This is a genomic window from Neorhizobium vignae (assembly GCF_000732195.1).
GTDB classification, from domain to species: domain Bacteria; phylum Pseudomonadota; class Alphaproteobacteria; order Rhizobiales; family Rhizobiaceae; genus Neorhizobium; species Neorhizobium vignae.
On the sequence record NZ_JNNU01000008.1, the window covers coordinates 110501 to 128515 of the forward strand.

The 18015-nt window shown below is 63.0% G+C and carries 17 protein-coding genes; 11 read left to right on the forward strand and 6 right to left on the reverse strand.

Annotation, left to right across the window (positions count from 1 at the left end; all coding sequences use genetic code 11):
- Positions 1-39 precede the first annotated feature (39 nt).
- The 6 genes from GQ59_RS15375 to GQ59_RS15400 all read left to right on the forward strand — a co-directional run bounded on the left by GQ59_RS15375 (position 40) and on the right by GQ59_RS15400 (position 5082).
- Positions 40-957 (forward strand): LysR family transcriptional regulator, encoded by a 918-nt coding sequence (locus GQ59_RS15375; RefSeq protein WP_051903975.1) that lies wholly within the window; start codon positions 40-42, stop codon positions 955-957.
- A 196-nt stretch (positions 958-1153) separates the two neighbouring features.
- The gene (gene kynU, locus GQ59_RS15380; RefSeq protein ID WP_037083112.1) at positions 1154-2347 is read left to right on the forward strand and encodes a kynureninase; all 1194 of its coding nucleotides are present in this window, start codon (positions 1154-1156) and stop codon (positions 2345-2347) included.
- Positions 2344-3183, forward strand: coding sequence for a tryptophan 2,3-dioxygenase (gene kynA, locus GQ59_RS15385; protein ID WP_037082679.1), 840 nt, complete (start codon positions 2344-2346; stop codon positions 3181-3183). Before kynU ends, kynA begins: the two co-directional genes overlap by 4 nt.
- 13 nt (positions 3184-3196) lie before the next feature.
- Positions 3197-4027, forward strand: a complete 831-nt coding sequence (locus tag GQ59_RS15390; RefSeq protein ID WP_037082681.1) for an alpha/beta hydrolase — start codon at positions 3197-3199, stop codon at positions 4025-4027.
- Positions 4028-4125: 98 nt separating this feature from the next.
- Entirely contained in the window at positions 4126-4815 is a 690-nt protein-coding gene (locus tag GQ59_RS15395) for a GntR family transcriptional regulator (RefSeq protein ID WP_084683181.1), read from the forward strand.
- Between the two features lie 60 nt (positions 4816-4875).
- A complete protein-coding gene (locus GQ59_RS15400) occupies positions 4876-5082 on the forward strand; it encodes a tautomerase family protein (RefSeq protein ID WP_051903977.1) in 207 nt (68 codons plus the stop codon).
- Here the strand turns inward: GQ59_RS15400 and GQ59_RS30585 are convergent, their stop codons facing one another.
- From GQ59_RS30585 to GQ59_RS15425, 5 genes are read right to left on the reverse strand one after another with little or no spacing between them, the layout of a single operon-like run.
- On the reverse strand, positions 5083-5916 hold the full coding sequence (locus tag GQ59_RS30585) for an alpha/beta hydrolase (RefSeq protein WP_051903978.1): 834 nt from the start codon (positions 5914-5916) through the stop codon (positions 5083-5085). It abuts the gene before it with no gap.
- 15 nt (positions 5917-5931) lie between these two features.
- A complete protein-coding gene (locus GQ59_RS15410; protein WP_037082683.1) occupies positions 5932-6846 on the reverse strand; it encodes a DMT family transporter in 915 nt (304 codons plus the stop codon).
- A complete protein-coding gene (locus GQ59_RS15415; protein WP_037082685.1) occupies positions 6846-8006 on the reverse strand; it encodes a M14 family metallopeptidase in 1161 nt (386 codons plus the stop codon). Before GQ59_RS15415 ends, GQ59_RS15410 begins: the two co-directional genes overlap by 1 nt.
- A 32-nt stretch (positions 8007-8038) precedes the next feature.
- Entirely contained in the window at positions 8039-9121 is a 1083-nt protein-coding gene (locus tag GQ59_RS15420) for an aldo/keto reductase (protein ID WP_037082687.1), read from the reverse strand.
- Positions 9118-9489, reverse strand: coding sequence for a TIGR04076 family protein (locus tag GQ59_RS15425; protein ID WP_046635084.1), 372 nt, complete (start codon positions 9487-9489; stop codon positions 9118-9120). Before GQ59_RS15425 ends, GQ59_RS15420 begins: the two co-directional genes overlap by 4 nt.
- A gap of 150 nt (positions 9490-9639) precedes the next feature.
- Between GQ59_RS15425 and GQ59_RS15430 the strand changes: the two genes are divergently transcribed.
- From GQ59_RS15430 to GQ59_RS15450, 5 genes are all read left to right on the forward strand, one after another.
- Positions 9640-11643, forward strand: coding sequence for a hydantoinase B/oxoprolinase family protein (locus GQ59_RS15430; RefSeq protein ID WP_037082690.1), 2004 nt, complete (start codon positions 9640-9642; stop codon positions 11641-11643).
- A complete protein-coding gene (locus tag GQ59_RS15435; RefSeq protein ID WP_037082692.1) occupies positions 11640-13718 on the forward strand; it encodes a hydantoinase/oxoprolinase family protein in 2079 nt (692 codons plus the stop codon). Before GQ59_RS15430 ends, GQ59_RS15435 begins: the two co-directional genes overlap by 4 nt.
- A gap of 96 nt (positions 13719-13814) precedes the next feature.
- Positions 13815-15323, forward strand: coding sequence for an ABC transporter substrate-binding protein (locus GQ59_RS15440; RefSeq protein ID WP_051903979.1), 1509 nt, complete (start codon positions 13815-13817; stop codon positions 15321-15323).
- Positions 15324-15433: 110 nt separating this feature from the next.
- The gene (locus GQ59_RS15445; protein ID WP_037082695.1) at positions 15434-16384 is read left to right on the forward strand and encodes an ABC transporter permease; all 951 of its coding nucleotides are present in this window, start codon (positions 15434-15436) and stop codon (positions 16382-16384) included.
- 74 nt (positions 16385-16458) lie between these two features.
- A complete protein-coding gene (locus tag GQ59_RS15450; protein WP_080954246.1) occupies positions 16459-17274 on the forward strand; it encodes an ABC transporter permease in 816 nt (271 codons plus the stop codon).
- A gap of 7 nt (positions 17275-17281) precedes the next feature.
- Here the strand turns inward: GQ59_RS15450 and GQ59_RS15455 are convergent, their stop codons facing one another.
- Positions 17282-17998 carry an aspartate dehydrogenase domain-containing protein gene (locus tag GQ59_RS15455; protein ID WP_037082700.1) on the reverse strand — a complete coding sequence of 239 codons (717 nt, stop codon included), beginning with the start codon at positions 17996-17998 and terminating at the stop codon, positions 17282-17284.
- Between the last annotated feature and the right edge of the window lie 17 nt (positions 17999-18015).

An 18015-nucleotide genomic window follows, 5' to 3' on the forward strand; every position in this document is an offset into this window, starting at 1 on the left:
GCTATAACCTCTAGGTTATATCGAATTTGGGAGGATGCGATGAATCTCAGAAAGTGGGAGTATTTTCTGAGGGCTGCCGAATTGGGCAATCTGTCGCGCGTGGCTGAAAAGCTCGATATCTCACAACCCGCGCTCAGCCGCCAAATCACAGCTCTCGAACAAGAGGTTGGGGCGCCTCTCTTCAATCGCACCGGTCGCGGCCTGACGCTGACGCCGGCCGGTGAGGTTTTTCGCGCCCGGGCGGAGGCCATCCTGGAAGAGATTTCCCGTGTTCCGCAGGAAGTGGTGCATGCCGCCAACACACCGTCCGGCCGGCTCGCCTTCGGCGCACCGCCATTCATGGGACGCGTCCTGACCGGAGAACTGGTCGCCAACTACGTCGAGGCCTATCCGCATGTGCGGCTTCGCGTCCGCGGGGCACATTCCTTCCAGCTCCGCGAGGCGATCTTCTTTCGCGATATCGACATCGGCATCCTGGCGGCACCGCTGACCGAGCCGGATCTGCATACGGAGCCGTTGCTGCAGGAGCAGCTTTACCTGGTCGGCCCGGCTGACAGCAGACTTTCCCCTGACCATCCGATCAGCCTTGGCGAGGTGGCCGATCGTCCCCTGATCCTGACACCCCGCCCCGACGGTCTGCGGACCCTCATCGACACCGAATTTGCCCGGATCGGCCGCCGGGCCCGGGTCGCGGTCGAGACGGAATATGCGCCGATGGATGACCTGATCCGCCGCAATGTCGGCTTCACGATCATGCCGTTTTGCGGAATGATCAACTCGCCCCTCACCCAATTCGCCTGGGCGCCGATCGACAAGCTGCACGTCACCTGGCTGATCGCCTCGCTGCAAAATACCGAGCGTACCCTTGCAGCAAAACGCCTGACGGAAATGCTGCTGGCCTCGACCGAGGACAATATCCGCATGGGCCGATGGGAGGCGACCTATCTCGGCAGATGAAATTCGTCTGATCGATTCTGAAGGAAACGTTAAGCTCTTGAAGGGATATGAACCGCTGTCGCCCTTGGCAAACCCGTGGAGTTTGACAGCCTGATCGCCTATCTCGACGTCGCGCTTGGCCGAACGTCTCCCTCGATTTGATCCTTGATCAAAGATCAATTTGTTGATAGGCAAAATGCACCAAAAGGTGTTTGCCATGACGGATTTTTCGAAGACACGCTCGCTGTTCTACCTGCCGGAAGGCGTGATTTACCTCGACGGCAACTCGCTGGGGCCTCTGCCGCTTTCAGCCAAAGCCCGCGTCGCCGGCCTGATGACCGACGAATGGGGCGAACTGCTCATCAAGGGCTGGAACAAGGCCGGCTGGATGATGATGCCGCGCCGGATCGGTGACCGTGTCGGCAAGCTCGTCGGCGCTGCCGGAGGCACGATCGTGATGGGCGATACGCTGTCGATCAAGGTCTACCAGGCGCTGGCCTCGGCGATCGATCTCGCGCCGGAACGCAAGGTCATCCTCTCCGACAGCGGCAATTTTCCCTCCGACCTTTATATCGCCCAAGGCCTGATCGGCTCGCTCGGCCGTGGCCATGAGCTGAAGATCGTCGAGCCGGAAGCCGTGGAGGCCGCAATCGACGAGACGGTCGCCGTGGTGATGCTGACCGAAGTGGATTACCGCACCGGCCGTCTGCACGACATGAAGGCGCTGACGAAAAAGGCGCATGCGGCAGGGGCCGTCACCGTTTGGGATCTTGCCCATTCCGCCGGCGCGCTGCCGATCGATCTGTCCGGTTCGGAAGCCGATTTCGCCGTCGGCTGCACCTACAAATACCTCAACGGCGGCCCCGGCGCGCCGGCTTTCATCTATGTGGCGCCGCGCCATGCGGACAAAATTCGGCCGGCCCTTTCCGGCTGGCTTGGCCATGAGGCGCCCTTCGCCTTCGATCTCGACTACCGCCCCGGCGGCGGCATCGACCGGATGCGCGTCGGCACCCCGCCGATCCTTGGCCTTGCCGCGCTCGATGCGGCGCTGGATGCCTGGGACGGCGTCGAGATGGCGGACCTGCGCCGGCAGTCGATCAAGCTCTGCGACCTGTTTATCGCCGAGGTCGAAAGGCGCTGCCCGATGCTGGTGCTCGCTTCGCCGCGCGACGGCACGAAGCGCGGTAGCCAGATTTCCTTCCTTCACCCGCAAGGTTACGCGATCATGCAGGCGCTGATCGCCCGCGGCGTGATCGGCGATTTCCGCGCACCGGATGCGATCCGCTTCGGTTTCACGCCGCTCTATATCGGCGAGAATGACGTCATCAGGGCCGTCGATATCCTTGAGGACATCATGTCGAACAGTCTTTGGGACACGCCCGAATACAAGCAACGGGCACTCGTGACATGAGCTCGAAACCCTACGACCCATCGCAGGACGGCGCGGAAATGTCTTTCCGCGATAAGATGTCCTATACCGACTACCTGCAGCTCAACGACGTGCTCGGGGCGCAGAAGCCGATCTCGGACGCGCATGACGAACTCCTGTTCATCATCCAGCACCAGACGTCGGAACTGTGGATGAAACTGGCGATCCACGAGGTCACCTCGGCGATATCGGCCATCCGCGACGACAATCCCCGGCCCGCGTTCAAGATGCTGTCGCGCGTGGCGCGCATCTTCGAACAGCTGAACAATGCCTGGGACGTGCTGCGCACCATGACGCCCAGCGAGTATACGACATTCCGCGATTCTCTCGGCAAGTCCTCCGGCTTCCAGTCCTACCAGTACCGGGCGGTGGAATTCCTGGCCGGCAATCGCAATCTGGCGATGCTCGGCCCGCACGCGCACCGGCCGGATATCCTGGAAAAGCTCGAAGCCATTCTCGCCAAGCCGAGCCTTTACGACGAGGCGCTGCTGCTTTTGAAACGCCGTGGCTTCGACATCGGCGAAGACGGGAACCGGACCGGCTGGCGCGAGAACCGCAGTGAGAACCCGAACGTCCTGGAGGCTTGGCAGCAGGTCTATAGCGCACCCGGAAAATACTGGGAACTCTACGAACTGGCGGAAAAACTCGTCGACTTCGAGGATTATTTCCGCCGCTGGCGTTTCAACCACGTGACCACGGTCGAACGGGTGATCGGCTTCAAGCGCGGCACCGGCGGCACGTCGGGCACGCAATATCTCAAGAAGATGCTGGAGATCGAACTGTTTCCCGAACTCTGGCGCGTTCGCACCGTCCTTTGATGCAGGAACCAAGATGATCTACCACCGGATTTCCGACTGGGACAATTCCTATTCCAACGGCATCAATATCGCCGGCGGTGATGCCTGGCCGGAAGCATGGGTCGCACCGGCGCAGACCTACCGCGACAGGATGCTGGCAGCCGGCCGCGCCGAGCTCGGTATTTCCTATGGCGAGCGGCCCCGCAACGTCTATGACCTCTTCCTGCCGGAACAGGCGCCGCGCGGCATCGTGGTCTTCATTCATGGCGGCTACTGGCAGAGCCTCGACAATTCCTACTGGTCGCATCTGGCCGAAGGTTCGATTGCCCACGGTTTCGCCGTCGCCATGCCAACCTATACGCTGTGCCCGGATGTCCACATCACCGATATAGTCGTCGAAATCGGCAGCGCGATCACCCAGATCGCCGCGCGGTTCGACGGACCGATCCACCTGACGGGCCATTCCGCCGGCGGTCATCTGGTCTCCCGCATGGTGTCGAACACATCGCCGCTGCCGCCGCAAGTTCGCGCCCGGATCGGCAATACCGTATCGATCTCCGGCGTCCACGACCTGCGTCCGCTGATGCGCGTCAACCTCAACGAGCGCCTGAAGATTACCCCAGAGGAAGCGCAGCGGGAGAGCCCGGTGCTGCTGGAGCCGGGTCCCAACACGCGGATCTTCTGCTGGGTGGGTGGCAACGAGCGCGCCGAATTCCTGCGCCACAACGAGCTTCTGGCCAATATCTGGACCGGGCTAGGTGCTGAAACCGGCGCCTATGCGGAGCCGGACAAGCACCATTTCAGCGTTCCGAACGGGCTGATGGACCCACACCATCCCCTCACCCGCACATTGTTGGGTGTATGACGTTTTTCAAATCTGGTTTTTTGATCAATTATATGATTTCGATGGGAGCGAAATCGGTCAACTAACCGGTAAAAGGCCTGGGAGAGGGCGCAGACAACGTGGCAGATATCGATAGCAGCACGCTTCTTTCCGACGTGGCACCCGTCATGCGCGAAACCGTGCAGGCCCGCGTCCATCAGCATCTGCGCCATCTGCTGATGGTCGGCCGCTTCCAGCCCGGCCAGGCGCTGAAGATCCATGACATCGCCGAGGTGTTCGGAACCAGCGCCCAGCCGGTGCGCGAATCGATCCGCCAGCTTGTGGCCGAGCGGGCGCTCGAAGCCCTGCCCAACCGCAGCGCCCGCGTGCCGCTGATGAGCCATGAACAGCTGGAAGACCTGCGGCGCACCCGCTTGGCACTGGAAGGCCTCGCCGCTGAAATCTCCGCCGAACGGGCGACGCCTGCCGATATCGAGGCGCTGGCGAAAATCGTCGACGAGGAAGTGCAGGCAGACGAACAGCTGCATGTGGAATCGAGCGTTTCGCGCAATCTGGAATTCCACTTCACGCTCTATCGCATCTCCGGTTCGACCATCCTGCCGCCGATCATCGAAGGGCTCTGGCTGCAGATCGGCCCGAACATCCGCCGCGCCGCCGAAAATTTCGATGCCCGCGACGGCCGGGGAGCGGAACTGCATCTGCGCACCATGGCCGCCCTGCACAAGGGCGACGTCAAGGGCGTGCGCGCCGCGATCGAGGATGACATCAACCGTTTCTTCGACCTGCTGGCTCCGCAGGATCGCAAATGATGTGCCGATGACGCGGGTCCAGCTCTGGACCCCGCGCATTCATCCCAAACGGAGCTGGAAATGGCCGTAGTCCAAATCACCCTGGTCAAGGGGCGCACCGGGGAACAGAAGGCTGCCATCGCAGCCGCGATCAACAAGGCGATGGTGGAGATAGCCCATTCGCCTGCCGATCACATCAATATCGTTTTCCATGAGGTGGATCGCGAGGATTGGGCGATCGCCGGAAAGCTCCTGCCCGAATATATCGCGGACATGGACCGCAAATAGCTAGCCCAGCATCCACTCCCGCACCTTCCGGGTCCAGATATCGTCCGGATTGGCGGTGTTGAGGTGGATGCTGAAATGGTCGTCATCTGCAAAGGCGTGAGATTCGACCGGCTGGCCCGCGGCACGCAATGCCTCGACGAAGGCCAGACCATCGCGCTGCACCTGTTCCTTCTCCTTGCCGCCCCAGGTGATGTAGAAGGGCGGAAACGTCTTCGTGGCGGTTTCGATCGGGCTGTCGGGCGTCTCGGGGCTGACATGGAGGCTCTCATCTGCCTCCAGATCCGCCAGCCGCCGCGAATAGCTGCCACTCACCGCAAACACACCCTTGATGCCATCTTCGGGAATACCAGCGGCACGGCGGGTATCGTGACGCAGTGCCATATGGGCGACGGTCTGCGCACCGGCCGAATGGCCGCCGATGAAGATGCGATCCGGATCACCACCATGCTCCGCGATATGGGCGCGGACATAGGCGAGCGAGGCGAAGGCGTCGCCGATAATGTCGCGATAGGAGGTGTGCGGCGCCAACCGATAGGACACGGAAACGAGGATCGCCGGAAACGCGGTGATCGCCGGCGCCATGAAACCGCACCATTCCTTGTAGCCATGGGTGAAATTGCCGCCGTGGAAGAACAGCAGCACCGGCACCGGCTTTTCCGTTGGCTCGGGCGGCAGGTAGATGTCGATCTTCTGCCAGTAGTCTGGGCCATAGGCCACATCGAGCACGCAACGGGTCGTCTCGGCGACCTTGCGCGACTGCTCAAGGCAGGTCTCGGCGTAACGATCGGCGTTCGGATTGATCGGCGTCTGCGGGGGAAGATCGTCAAAGCTCATGATGGGCCTCCAATGTCAGGAAATGATATCCGGCGGTTTCGGCGAACGGCTCAGGGAAAGAAGCGCACCGGCGATGACCACCAGCGTGCCGATCACCGCCGTCAGGGTCGGCACCTCGCTCAGAAAGGCGAGGCCGATCAGCACGGCGAACACGGCGCGGGTGAAATCGACCGGCGCCAGCGCCGAGGCCTCGCCCATCTTCAGCGCCATGATCATCGATGTATTGCCGATGACGCTGAGGAGCCCGGTGCCGACGAGGACGCCGAGCGTCGCGAGATCCGGCGACACCCAGTTCCAGATCGCGACGGGCGCCAGCATCAGCGTGCCGAAGGCGGTCTGGTAGAGAAGCAGCAGCGATGCCGGATCGCGCTGGGCCAGGAAGCGGGTCGAGATCGCGCCGGCCGCGGCCGTCGCCGCCGAGATGACGCCGAGTGCGGCGCCGGTCACCGAAAGATCGCCACCACCGGGCCGAGCCAGAATGAGGATACCGCCGAAACCGATGGCGACCGCGAGCCAGCGTTTCGGCCCCACGGCCTCCTTCAGCAGGATGGCGGCAAATAGGGTGACGAAGAACGCTTTGGAAAAGCTGATCGCCGTCGCCTCCGCGAGCGGCAGGAGCACGACGGCGGAAAAGCCGGCATACATGCTGGAGACCAGCAGGAAGACCCGCAGAAGATGGGCGCCACGCAGCGTGCTGCCCATGACCGCCTGGCCAAAACCGCGAAAGTGCCGCATCCCAATGAACAGGAACTGGGTCGCCACTGAGAAGAACATCACCAGCGTGATCGGCACGGTGCTCGAACTGACCTTGATCAGCGCCACCATGATCGAGAAGATCAGGGCGTTGATCAGCATTAGCAGCGAGCCGCGGATATTGCCGCTGAGCCCGCCCCAGGCCGTCACCAATCGGGGCGGGATGAGATTTGGCATCAGCCGAGCCGTCCGGCAGTTGCCCTCAGGGCTTCGACAAAGGACCGGCCGAAGCGATAGGCGCGGGCGGGCGACCAGCCGGTTTCCGGCATGGTGAACCGCGTCACATCCTTGAACGGCTGTTCGAGCAGGATCGACAGCGCATGCGGGAAACGATTGCCGATCCAGTTCCAGGCCATGCTGAGATCGGCTACTTCAGGGCAGCCGCCGGGATAGGGATGGCCGAGCTCGTAATCCGGCGAGGCCTGCGCCCAGGCGTTTTCGAACGTCTCGAATATGCCGCGACGCTCCGGCGTCCAGGTCGGCACATTTTCCGACGGCCAGATGAAATTGCAGCGAAGCTCCTTGTCGGCATGGCAATCGATGCAGAAATCCAGCCCGATCTCCTCCATCTTGCCGCGCACATGAAAAACTTCCGGCGAGTTCTCCAGCGACGGGCTGACCCATTCGCGGTTGAGATTGGCGCCCTTGACGTTGGAACGGGTCAGGCCATTGGCGGAACCATCGGGATTGACGTTCGGCACCACATAGATGACGGCGGACGACAGCAGCGCCCGCGACACCGGATCGGTCCGGTCGAGCAGCCGGTCCAGCAGGCCTTCGACGAAATAGCCGCCCTGGGTTTCGGACGCATGCTGGCGGGCGATGATCCAGCATTTCTTCTTGTCGGCCGCCGGCTCGCCAATCGTCAGCATGTCGATCGGCCGGCCCTCGACGCTTGTGCCCAGGGTTTCGAGCCGCACGAGCGGCGACATCTGCGCCCGGGCGATCGCCGCATGTTCGCGTTCCGCGCCATAGGGCGCCCAGGTGGCGTAATAGCAGATGTCGTGTTCCGGCGTGTGCTCGAAGCTGAAGGTCGTGCCTTCGAACGTGCCGGGAATACGGAACCAGGTCTGGCCGTCATAGCTCACCATCGGCCCGGTTCCCTGCCAGCCGTGCTCGTAATCCTCCCGGTTGGCGAGCCGCCAGGAGAGGATATCGCCGGCATTGACGAGGTTGAACCGGCAGGGCGTGCCCCGCGCGCCGGACACCCGGAAGTGAAACCAGCCGAGGAACACGCCGTTCGGATCCTGGCGGAGGGCAAGTTTGATATCGGACGGGTCGGACACATCGATGATATCGACACTTCCCGACGCGATGCTGGTGCTGATCGAAACCATATCCTGCCCTCCCCTTTATCCGACAATCCGGCTCAGGCGGCCGGTTTTTCCTCGTTGAGATTGTAGTGCATGATCCGGCCGTGACGGCCCTTCTGATCACGCTCCAGATCGTAGACGTCGCCTTCCAGCGGTGTCTTCTGGTCGAGGATCGCCTTGATCTCGGCGTGGTCGGTTGCCGTCAGCTCCAAGCCGAACAGGCGGGCATGGGCTTCCAGATGACCGCCATGACGGACGCCGACGATGATGCCGGAAACCTGCGGGAAGGCGAGTGCGGCGCGCATCGCCACATCAGCCACCTGCACGCCGTGACGGTCCGCCACACGGCGCAGCGTCGACAGCAGGGCCTGGAACATGTCCCAGCCGCCCATGTCGTCGATGATCAGCTTGTATTTGGTCAGCGAACGGTTCTCCAGCGGATGCGCCGGTTCCGGCACGCCGAACCAGCGATCGCTGAGGAACCCGCCGGCCACCGTGCCGTAGCAGAGGATCTTGATGTCTTTTTCCTTGCAGAACGGCAGCAGCGTCTTTTCCGGACGGTTGTCGAGCAGCGAATACTGGACCTGCATCGACGCAAAATTGACGCCGGCATCGGTCATTTCCTGCATGCAGGCGGTGTTGAAATTTGTGGTGCCGAGAAGGTCGATCTTGCCTTCCTTCTGGAATTCGGAAAGCCAGCCCGCCACTTCGACATAACGCCGCACATCCGTATCCCACCAGTGGAACTGCACGAGGTTGAGCTGGTCGAGGCCGAGGCGCAGCAGCGAGCGGTCGATGGTTTCCTGCAGCTCGGCGCGGGTCAGCGTCGCCAGTTTCTGCAGGTCGGGCACACATTTGGTATGAACCTTGAGCGGCGCCAGAAGCGACACATCGCCGGTCGCGATCGTCGCGCGGCGGAAATCGCCGATCATCTGCTCGACGCCGGTATAGATGTCGGCGCAATCGAACGTGGTGATGCCGGAGCGGATGTAATCGCCCATTTCGGTGATCGCCTTTTCACGGTCGATCTCCGCATGGCCGCCGGCCAGCTGCCAGCCGCCCTTCAACACCCGGCTGATCCGGTATCCCGGCCTGATTTCGGTGGTTTCCACAGGTGTCCAGGTTTCCGCAGGTGTCATGCTGTCTCCTCGCCCGGCAGGGCCACTTTCGTCGTATCACTATGATTGAAGGCACGGCGCGCCAGCCGCGTGATGCGCAGCCGCGTCGGGCAATTGGGATCGGGGCAGGCGACTTCCGCATCGGAGGTCATCCAGTCGTTCGGATGCGTCGGCCGCTGTTTGGCGGCCAGCAGCGGCAGCACCGCCGCCAGCGAATAGACCGAGAACCCCTGCCCCGGCGGCAGATACAACATCTCGCCGCGCAGCTCGAAATGGTCGCCCGGCTCGGCGCCGCAATATATCTTGCCCTCGCCGCAGCGCACGACCTCGACCTTGAGGTCGTAGAGCTCGAACAGATGGTCGGTCTGGGATATCCCCGTTTCAGACATGCATCGCTCCCACGGTCTTTGACGCCGTTTAAAGTTCTTCAAAAAGGTTGTTGATCTTTGATCAAATGTCAAGCAGCTTTGCCGGCACCAGAAAAGCCAGAACCATCGGCTCCCGATTTTACGATGGAATGGCATAGGGGAAATAGCACGATGATACCGGATAGCACGACGCTCGAGATCCTGCGCTACAAGACGGTGGCCGCCGCCGAGGAGATGGGGCTGACGCTCGTGCGCTCCGCGCGCACCATCTATATCAAGGAAGTGGCGGACTTTTCGACCGCGATTGCCGGGGTCAACGGCAAATTCTTCGCCTATCCGGAAGCGCTCGGCGTCTCGGCCTTCGTCGATCTCGACCTCAACCCGTCATTCAAGGATATCGGACCGCTGAAACCCGGCGACGTGATCCTGTCCAACCTGCCCTATGCCAATGGCGGGCTTTCCACCCACCTGCCAGACCTGCAATTCATCAAGCCCTATTTCCACGAGGGCGAGATCGTCGCCTATGGCTGGACCTTCGCCCATACGTCGGACATCGGCGGCGGCGTGCCGAGCTCGATCTCGCCGCGCTTTTCCGACGTCTACCAGGAAGGCCTGCAGATCCCGCCGGTGAAGATCGTTCACGAGGGCCGTATGGACGAGGGCATCCTGCGGATCTACCTCTCCAACTGCCGCTCGCCGGAAACCAATCTCGGCGACGTCAAGGCGATGCTGGCAGCCCTCGACAAGGGCGGACAGCGCATCGCCGATGTCATCGCCGCGCATGGCGCCGAGGCGCTGGTCGCCTCTCAAACGATGCTGGCGGAATATGCAGCCGACAAGGCCAAGGCAGTGCTGAAGCGCATCCCCAACGGCACCTACGAGTTCTGGGATTATCTCGACCACGATTTCGTCAGCCAGGTGCCGGTGCGCATCCGCTGCAAGGTCACCGTCAAGGACGGCGCGATCGACCTCGATTACGAGGGCACCGATCCGCAGCTGATGTCGGCCTTCAACGTGCCGACCGAAGGGCTGCGCCATCCCTACCTGACGCTGCGGCTGATGCACATGATCACCAGCCACGATCCGTCTGCGCCGCTGAACCACGGTCTGATGGATACGATCACGGCAAAAGCCCCGAAGGGCACGCTGATCAACCCGGAATATCCGGCCGCCTGCGGTGTGCGCCACGCCACCGTCATGCGCCTGATCGACGTCGCCTCCGGCGCGCTGCACAAGGCCGATCCTTCTCTGGTGCCGGCCGCCGGCGGCGGCACGGTTCTGCCGGTGGTGCTGGCAGAGCCAGACCCCGTCACCGGGCTTCGCCGCTCCATGGTCATCCAGTCGATCGTCTGCGGCTCCGGCGCGCGCGACGGGTCCGATGGCGTGGACGGGCGCGAATCCGGCCTGTCCAACACCCGCAATTCGCCGATCGAACGCACCGAGGACGAAGCCGGCGTGATGATCGAGGAATATGCGCTGCGCTCCGATTCCGGCGGTCCCGGGCGCTGGCGCGGCGGCACCGGCATCGTCTACACGATCCGCATCCTGAAAGACGACTGCGCCGTTCTGGCGCGCGGGCTCGAACGGTTCTTCTTCACCCCCTGGGGTGCATCGGGCGGGCGTTCCTCCGCGCCTTGCCGAGTCGTTCTCAATATCGGCCGCCCGGATGAAAAACAGCTCAACCGCGTCGACATGCTGGAAGTGAAGCGTGGCGATACGCTGACCCTGATGACCCCCGGCGGCGGCGGCTTTGGCGATCCCTTCACCCGGCCGATCGAAGAGGTATCGTACGACGTGGAGCGCGGCTTCGTCAGCGAGGCATCCGCGGAGCGCGATTACGGCGTGGTGATCCGCAAGGGCAGCGTCGATCAGGACGCGACGGCCAAGTTGCGCGGCGCGCATCAGGCGTCGGAAGGTTTCGATTTCGGCCAAAACCGAAAGCTGTGGGAAACCGTGTTCGATGACGAACTCGTCACCCGCCTCAACCGCACGCTAACCCGCTTCCCCGCCTCGATCCGCGGCCGGAAACGGCGCAGCATCTATGAAGACGTGGTGCCTGAACTGAAGGCCGAAGGCCATTTCAATATTGCCGACATGGCCGGCAGGGCGGAAACCCTGCGGGCAAAACTTGCCGATCTGGTCGCGGCACTGGAAGCACAGGAGACACGGGCATGACGACGACACGCACAGGCTGGCGGATCGGCATCGATGTCGGCGGCACGTTCAACGATTTCGTCGCCGCTGAAAACGGCACGGGAAAACGCGTCTTCTTCAAGGAACCGAGCGTGCCGAGCGATCCGTCGCTGGCCGTCGAGCGCGGCATCGGTGGGTTGCTCGCCCGCGCCGGCATTGCGGCAAGCGATGTCGAACTGGTCATGCACGGCACGACGCTGGCGCTGAACTCGATCCTGCAGCGCAACGGACCGCGTCTCGGCATGGTCGTCTCCCGCGGCAATCGCGACGTGCTGGAAATCGCCCGCTCGCGCATGCCGTCTGCCTTCGATTTCACCGCCAAGCGGGAAACGCCGCTCATCCCGCGCAATCTCGTGTTCGAGGTCAATGCCCGCTGCCTGTCCAATGGCGAGATCGTGCACAGGCCGGATGAGGCCGAACTGGATCGGCTGGCGGACGAAATCCGCGCCGCCGACCTGAAGGCCGTCGCGGTGATGCTGATCAACTCCTTCCGGCATCCGGAACTGGAGCAGCTGGTGGCGGAGGGCCTGCGCAAGCGGCTGGGCGAATTGCCGGTGACCGAAAGCGCCTCCATCTGGCCGGAAATGCGCGAATACGAGCGTGGCCTTCTCGCCGGCTTGAACGCCTATATCCAGCCACTGATGAAATCCTATTTCGACCGGCTGGAAAGCCGCATGCGCGGGCTCGGCCTGACCGCACCGATCTTCATCACCACCAACAATGGCGGCACCGTGAGCCTGCAGACCGCCCGCGCCCGGCCGATCGACACCGTGCTCTCCGGCCCGGCCGCCGGCGTGGTCGCCTCGGTCAAGATGGCGCCGGCCGATCTGCGCGATCATCTCGTGACGCTCGACATGGGGGGCACCTCCACCGACATGGCCGTCGTCATGGGCGGCGAGCCGGAATATACCCAGCTTGCCCAGGTCGGCATTTTCCCGATCATCCTGCCGGTCGTGGCGGTGACCGCCATCGGCGCCGGCGGCGGATCGGCTGTCTGGATCGATGCGCAGGGCATTTTGAAGATCGGCCCGGAAAGCGTCGGCTCCGATCCCGGACCGATCTGCTACGGTCGCGGCGGCGAACGCGTGGCGATCACCGACTGCTATCTCACAAGCGGCATTCTCGATCCGACCACCTTCCTCGGCGGCCGCATGCAGCTGGCCAAGGAGCCGGCGGTCGAAGGCCTGCGCAAGCTTGCGAGGGCACTGAACCTCGATGTGGCAAACCCGGCCGAAGAGGCGGCAGCGGCAGCGCTCAAGGTCGCAACCGCCAAGATGGCCGTGGAACTGTCGAAAATGCTGGCGCGGCGCGGTCTCGACCATCGCCAGTTCGCGCTGGTCGCCTTCGGTGGTGCCGGTGCCACCCATGCCACCTTGCTGGCCGAAGAAGCCCGGCTGGAAAAGGTGGTGATCCCGCTTGCCCCCGGCACGTTCTGTGCTCTTGGCGCAAGCCTTGCCGACATCCGCCGCGATTTTGCCCGCTCGCTCGGTGTGCTGCTGACGCCGGCCGGCGACGGGTTCTCCCGTGTCGCCGACGCGATCACCGACATGATGAAGGAATCGCTTGCCTGGATCGCCGGCGAAACGGATTCCGGTGCCGCGCTCTCCTTCCGGGTCAAGGCCGACATGCGGTTTGCCGACCAGGCCTACGAGCTGGAAATCTTCGTGCCCGAGGCGATGCGCGAGCAGCTTGACGGTGCGGCCCTGCTGGAACTTTTCCATGCCGAACATGAGCGGCTCTACGGTTTTGCCGACCGCGCCGCATCAGTTCGGGTCAGCACCGTACGCCTGGCGATTGCAGCCCTGAACGAAACACAGGTCGAGCGAGTGCTCGAAACCGGAACGGCACAGTCATCCGGCACGCGAAAGGTCTATCATAAGGGTGAATGGGTGGACGCCGCGCTCTTCCGGCGCGCCGATCTGCGATCGGGATTTGCCGTCAGCGGCCCTGCTATCGTAGAACAGGATGACACGACGGTCTGGATCATTCCGGGCTGGCAGGCTACCGTCGAGCCACATGGAAACCTCGTGCTGGTTCCAGACGACAAAACGGCCTGATCGCACTGCAACAAGGGATTGACGGCCCGAAGGGTTTACGGCACTCTCAAGAAAAAGTTGATCAAAGATCAAAATAAACGGGAACGGAGAAATTATATGAAGCGCATCGCCTCTCACATTCGCTCGGTCGCGCTTGCGGCCTTGGCTACCGCAGCGTTTGGCGCAGCCGCCCATTCGGCCGATCTTCGCATCGCGCTCGCAGACGATCCGGACGCGCTGGATTCGATGACCAACCGCGCCCAGACCGGCATCACCGTGCTGACCGCCATGTGCGACCGCCTGATGTGGACGGACAGCAAGCTGACGCTGACCCCCGGTCTCGCCAAGAGCTGGAACTGGTCGGCTGACGGCCTGACCCTGACGATGGATCTGGTGGAAGGCGCAAAATTCCAGGACGGCACGCCGTTCGACGCCGAAGCGGTGAAGATCAACATCGAGCGTTATCTCGGCAAGGGCTCGCAGCGCGCCGACGACATCTCGACCATCGCCAGCGTCGAGGCACCGAGCGCCAACAAGGTCATCATCAAGACCAAGGTTCCAAGCGCCCAGCTGCTGTCCAAGCTTGCCGAGCGTCCGGGCATCATCTTCTCGCCGGCGGCGATCAAGTCGCTCGGTGAAAACCTCGGCCGCGCACCGGTCTGCATCGGCCCGTACAAGTTCGTCGAACGTGTCGCGCAGGATCGCATCGTGCTCGCCAAGGACACGGCCTATTACGACGCCGCCAAATATTCCTTCGACAAGGTGATTTTCCGCATCATCCCGGATGACGCGGTGCGCCTGGCCAACCTTCAGTCCGGCGAGCTGGACCTGATGGAAAAGCTCGACCCGTCCAACGCCGCCTCGCTTGCCAGCGACAAGAAGCTGCAGATCCTGCCGATCACGGTTCTCAACAACCAGACGCTGGTTCTGAACTTCAACTTCAACGGCCCGATGCAGAACCCGAAGATCCGCGAAGCGCTCGAATATTCGATCGACCGCCAGGCGATCGTCGATGTTGCGTTTGCCGGCCAGTATCAGGCGGGCAACCAGTTCGCCGCACCGGATTCGCCCTTCTACAATTCGAAATTCCCGGTCCCGGCACGCGATCCCGCCAAGGCCAAGGCACTGATCGCCGAGGCTGGCATCAAGGGTCCGGTGCCCTTCACCATTCTCGTGCCGAACCGGCCGCTGTCGGTCCGCGTCGGTGAAATGATCCAAGCCATGGGCTCGGACGCCGGATTTGCGATCAAGCTCGACGTCGTCGATTTCGCCACGACGCTCAAGATGACCGACGAAGGCAAGTTCGAATCCTGGGGCCCAATCGGCCCGCAATTCGCCAACGACCTGGATACGGTCGCCTTCGCCGTGCTGCACTCCACCGGCGGCCGCAACCTGACCCGCTACAAGAGCCCCGAAATGGACAAGCTCCTGGAAGCGAGCCGCACCGCGACCGACCCGGCAAAGCGCATAGAGATCTTCAAGGAAGCCGCAGCGCTCGCCGTCAAGGATCGCCCGGTTCTCTATCTCTACCACCAGAAGCCGCTTTTCGTGGCCAAGGCAGGCCTGAAGGGCTTTCACACCACCGGCGACGGCTTCCCGAAGCTTGACGGCCTGACCCTGAACTGAGCAGACTTGAGAACAAGTCCTTCCGCGCCTGACGACCCGGCATTCCGGGTCGTCTCTCTGGCCGCCACCTTTCCGGCGGCCCGCCCTCTGGACGCAAAGAGGAGATGCTGATGATCGGTTTCCTAATCCAGCGATTGCTGGTCGCCATACCAACGCTTCTGATCATCTCGGTCATCGTCTTCTGTCTCCAGCAGCTGCTGCCGGGCGATCCGGCGCTGGTGATCGGCGGCGGCGAGGCGACGCCCGCCATGCTGGCGGAAATTCGCGAACGTTACGGCTTCAACGATCCACTCATCGTGCAATACTGGCACTGGATCACAAGCGTCATGCATGGCGATTTCGGCGTGTCCTACCGGACGCGCGAGGAAATCGGCCCGATGCTGGCGGCGAAGATCCCGGTAACCCTGCATCTGGCGCTGGCCGCCATGTTCATCTCGCTGATCATCGGCATACCGGCCGGCATTCTTGCCGCGATCTGGCGCGGCCGCGGCTGGGATCATGTCGTCACGATCACCGCGCTCTCCGGCATCTCCATCCCGAATTTCTGGCTGGGGATTATGATGATCCTGGTGTTTGCTGTGAACCTCGGTTGGCTGCCCGCCAGCGGCTATGTCAGCCCGTTCGTCGATCCCTGGGCGAGCCTGAAATCGATCACCATGCCGGCGATCGTGCTGGGCACCGCGCTTGCCGCCGCCATGATGCGCCACACGCGAAGCGCTATGCTGACCGTGATGAGCCAGGACTATGTCCGTACCGCCCGGGCCAAGGGGCAGCGGGAGTGGATCGTCATCCTCAAGCACGCCTTTCTCAACGCGCAGGTGCCGATCATCACGCTCGCGACGCTGCAGTTCGGCACGCTTCTGGCCGGCGCCGTGCTGACCGAGCAGATCTTTTCCATCCCCGGCATCGGCAAGATGGTCGTCGATGCGGTGTTCAACCGCGAATACCAGGCGGTTCAGGCCGTGACGCTGCTCTCGGGCGCCGCCTTCGTGCTGATGAGCCTGCTCGCCGATGTCCTGTATTTCTGGGCCAATCCGAAGCTGAGGTCGAAAACGCTGTGAGTGCATCGAGCCCTTCCATCGCCCCCGTTGCCATCGGATCCACCGAGGCGGCTACCGTTTCCGAGCTGAGACGCATGGTGCGCCGGTTCACGCGCAACCGCGCCGCCGTCTTCGGCCTTGCCATCGTGGCGCTGTTCGTTGTCATCGCCATCGTCGCACCGCTGATCTCGCCCTTCGATCCGATCAAGACGAACTGGGGCCTGGTGCGCAAGGCGCCCTCGGCTGCACACTGGTTCGGCACCGACGAACTCGGCCGCGACGTGCTGTCCCGCGTGCTCTATGGCGCGCGCGCCTCGCTTTACGCCGGTGTCGTCTCGGTGGTGATCGCCTTTGCCATCGGCGTACCGATCGGCATCATTTCCGGTTTTGCCGGCGGCGTGCTGGATGTGGTGGTGATGCGCGTCGTCGATGCGTTTCTCGCCATTCCCTTCCTCATTCTCGCCATTGCGCTCGCCGCCTTTCTCGGCCCGAGCCTCACCAATGCGATGATCGCCATCGGCGTTTCCACCGCGCCGGTCTTTGCACGCCTCGCCCGCGGCCAGACGCTGATCATCAAGGTGGAGGAATATATCGAGGCGGCGCGCTCCATGGGCGTGCGCCCGTCGACGATCCTAACTAAGTACATCTTCGCCAACGCCCTGCCGCCGCTTCTGGTACAGTCGACGCTGGCGATCGCCACCGCGATCATTGCCGAGGCGGCACTTGCCTTTCTCGGCCTTGGCCAGCAGCCGCCGGATGCGAGCTGGGGCAGCATGCTGAACTCGGCGCGTTCCTCGCTTGGCCTCGCGCCGTGGATGGCGATCTATCCGGGCATCGCGATCTTCCTGACCGTGCTCGGCTTCAACCTTCTCGGCGACGGATTGCACGACGCGCTCGACCCGAAGGCGTGACGAGGGTTTAACCGATGCGGATCGGGCGCGTTGCGTCCTTCAGGGCGGCGATAATCGACGCCGCCACGGGATGCAGATGGCCCAGCGACAACGGCCGGATCAGGATATCGACGTCGAGCGTCGCAAAACCGCCGTCACCCTTCAGCATCAGCCGGTGTTCGCCCCCCGGACCCGGATCGACAAGCGTCATGGTCGTGGCGTTGATGCCGGGACCCGCAAGCGCCACGGCCACAGCTGCATTGACCTCGTCCGGATAAAGCCCGGCCGCGTCCCGCAGCGATCCGGAAAACACCGTGCCCGCCTGTTTGCCAAGACCCGGCCGCTGGTTGATGATTTCAAGCCTTGAAGCACCGCCCGCCGCCTGCGCCGCAACGCCATCGAGGCCCGCCATCGAGCCGGACAGAAGCCGAAGCCGGTGACCGGACTGCGCTCCGGCCCGTTCGACCGCTTGCCGGAAACCATCATCGGCCAGCACACTGCCGCTGACGGTCCACAGATCCGCCATTGCCAGCGCCCGGATCGCATGTTCATGCAAGGCTTCCGGCCCGGCCGCCTCAATGATCAGGTCATAGTCACGGTCGAAAAATGCATCGGCCTGCAGCTCGAATTCCCGGCTCGGATTGCGGGCCAGAACGCCGGCCAGCTGCCAGTCGCCATTGTTGCGGATGGCCTCGATCACCGGCCCGGCAATGCGGCCGCGTCCGATCACACCGACACGTTTCAAGACTTTCTCCCGCAGAC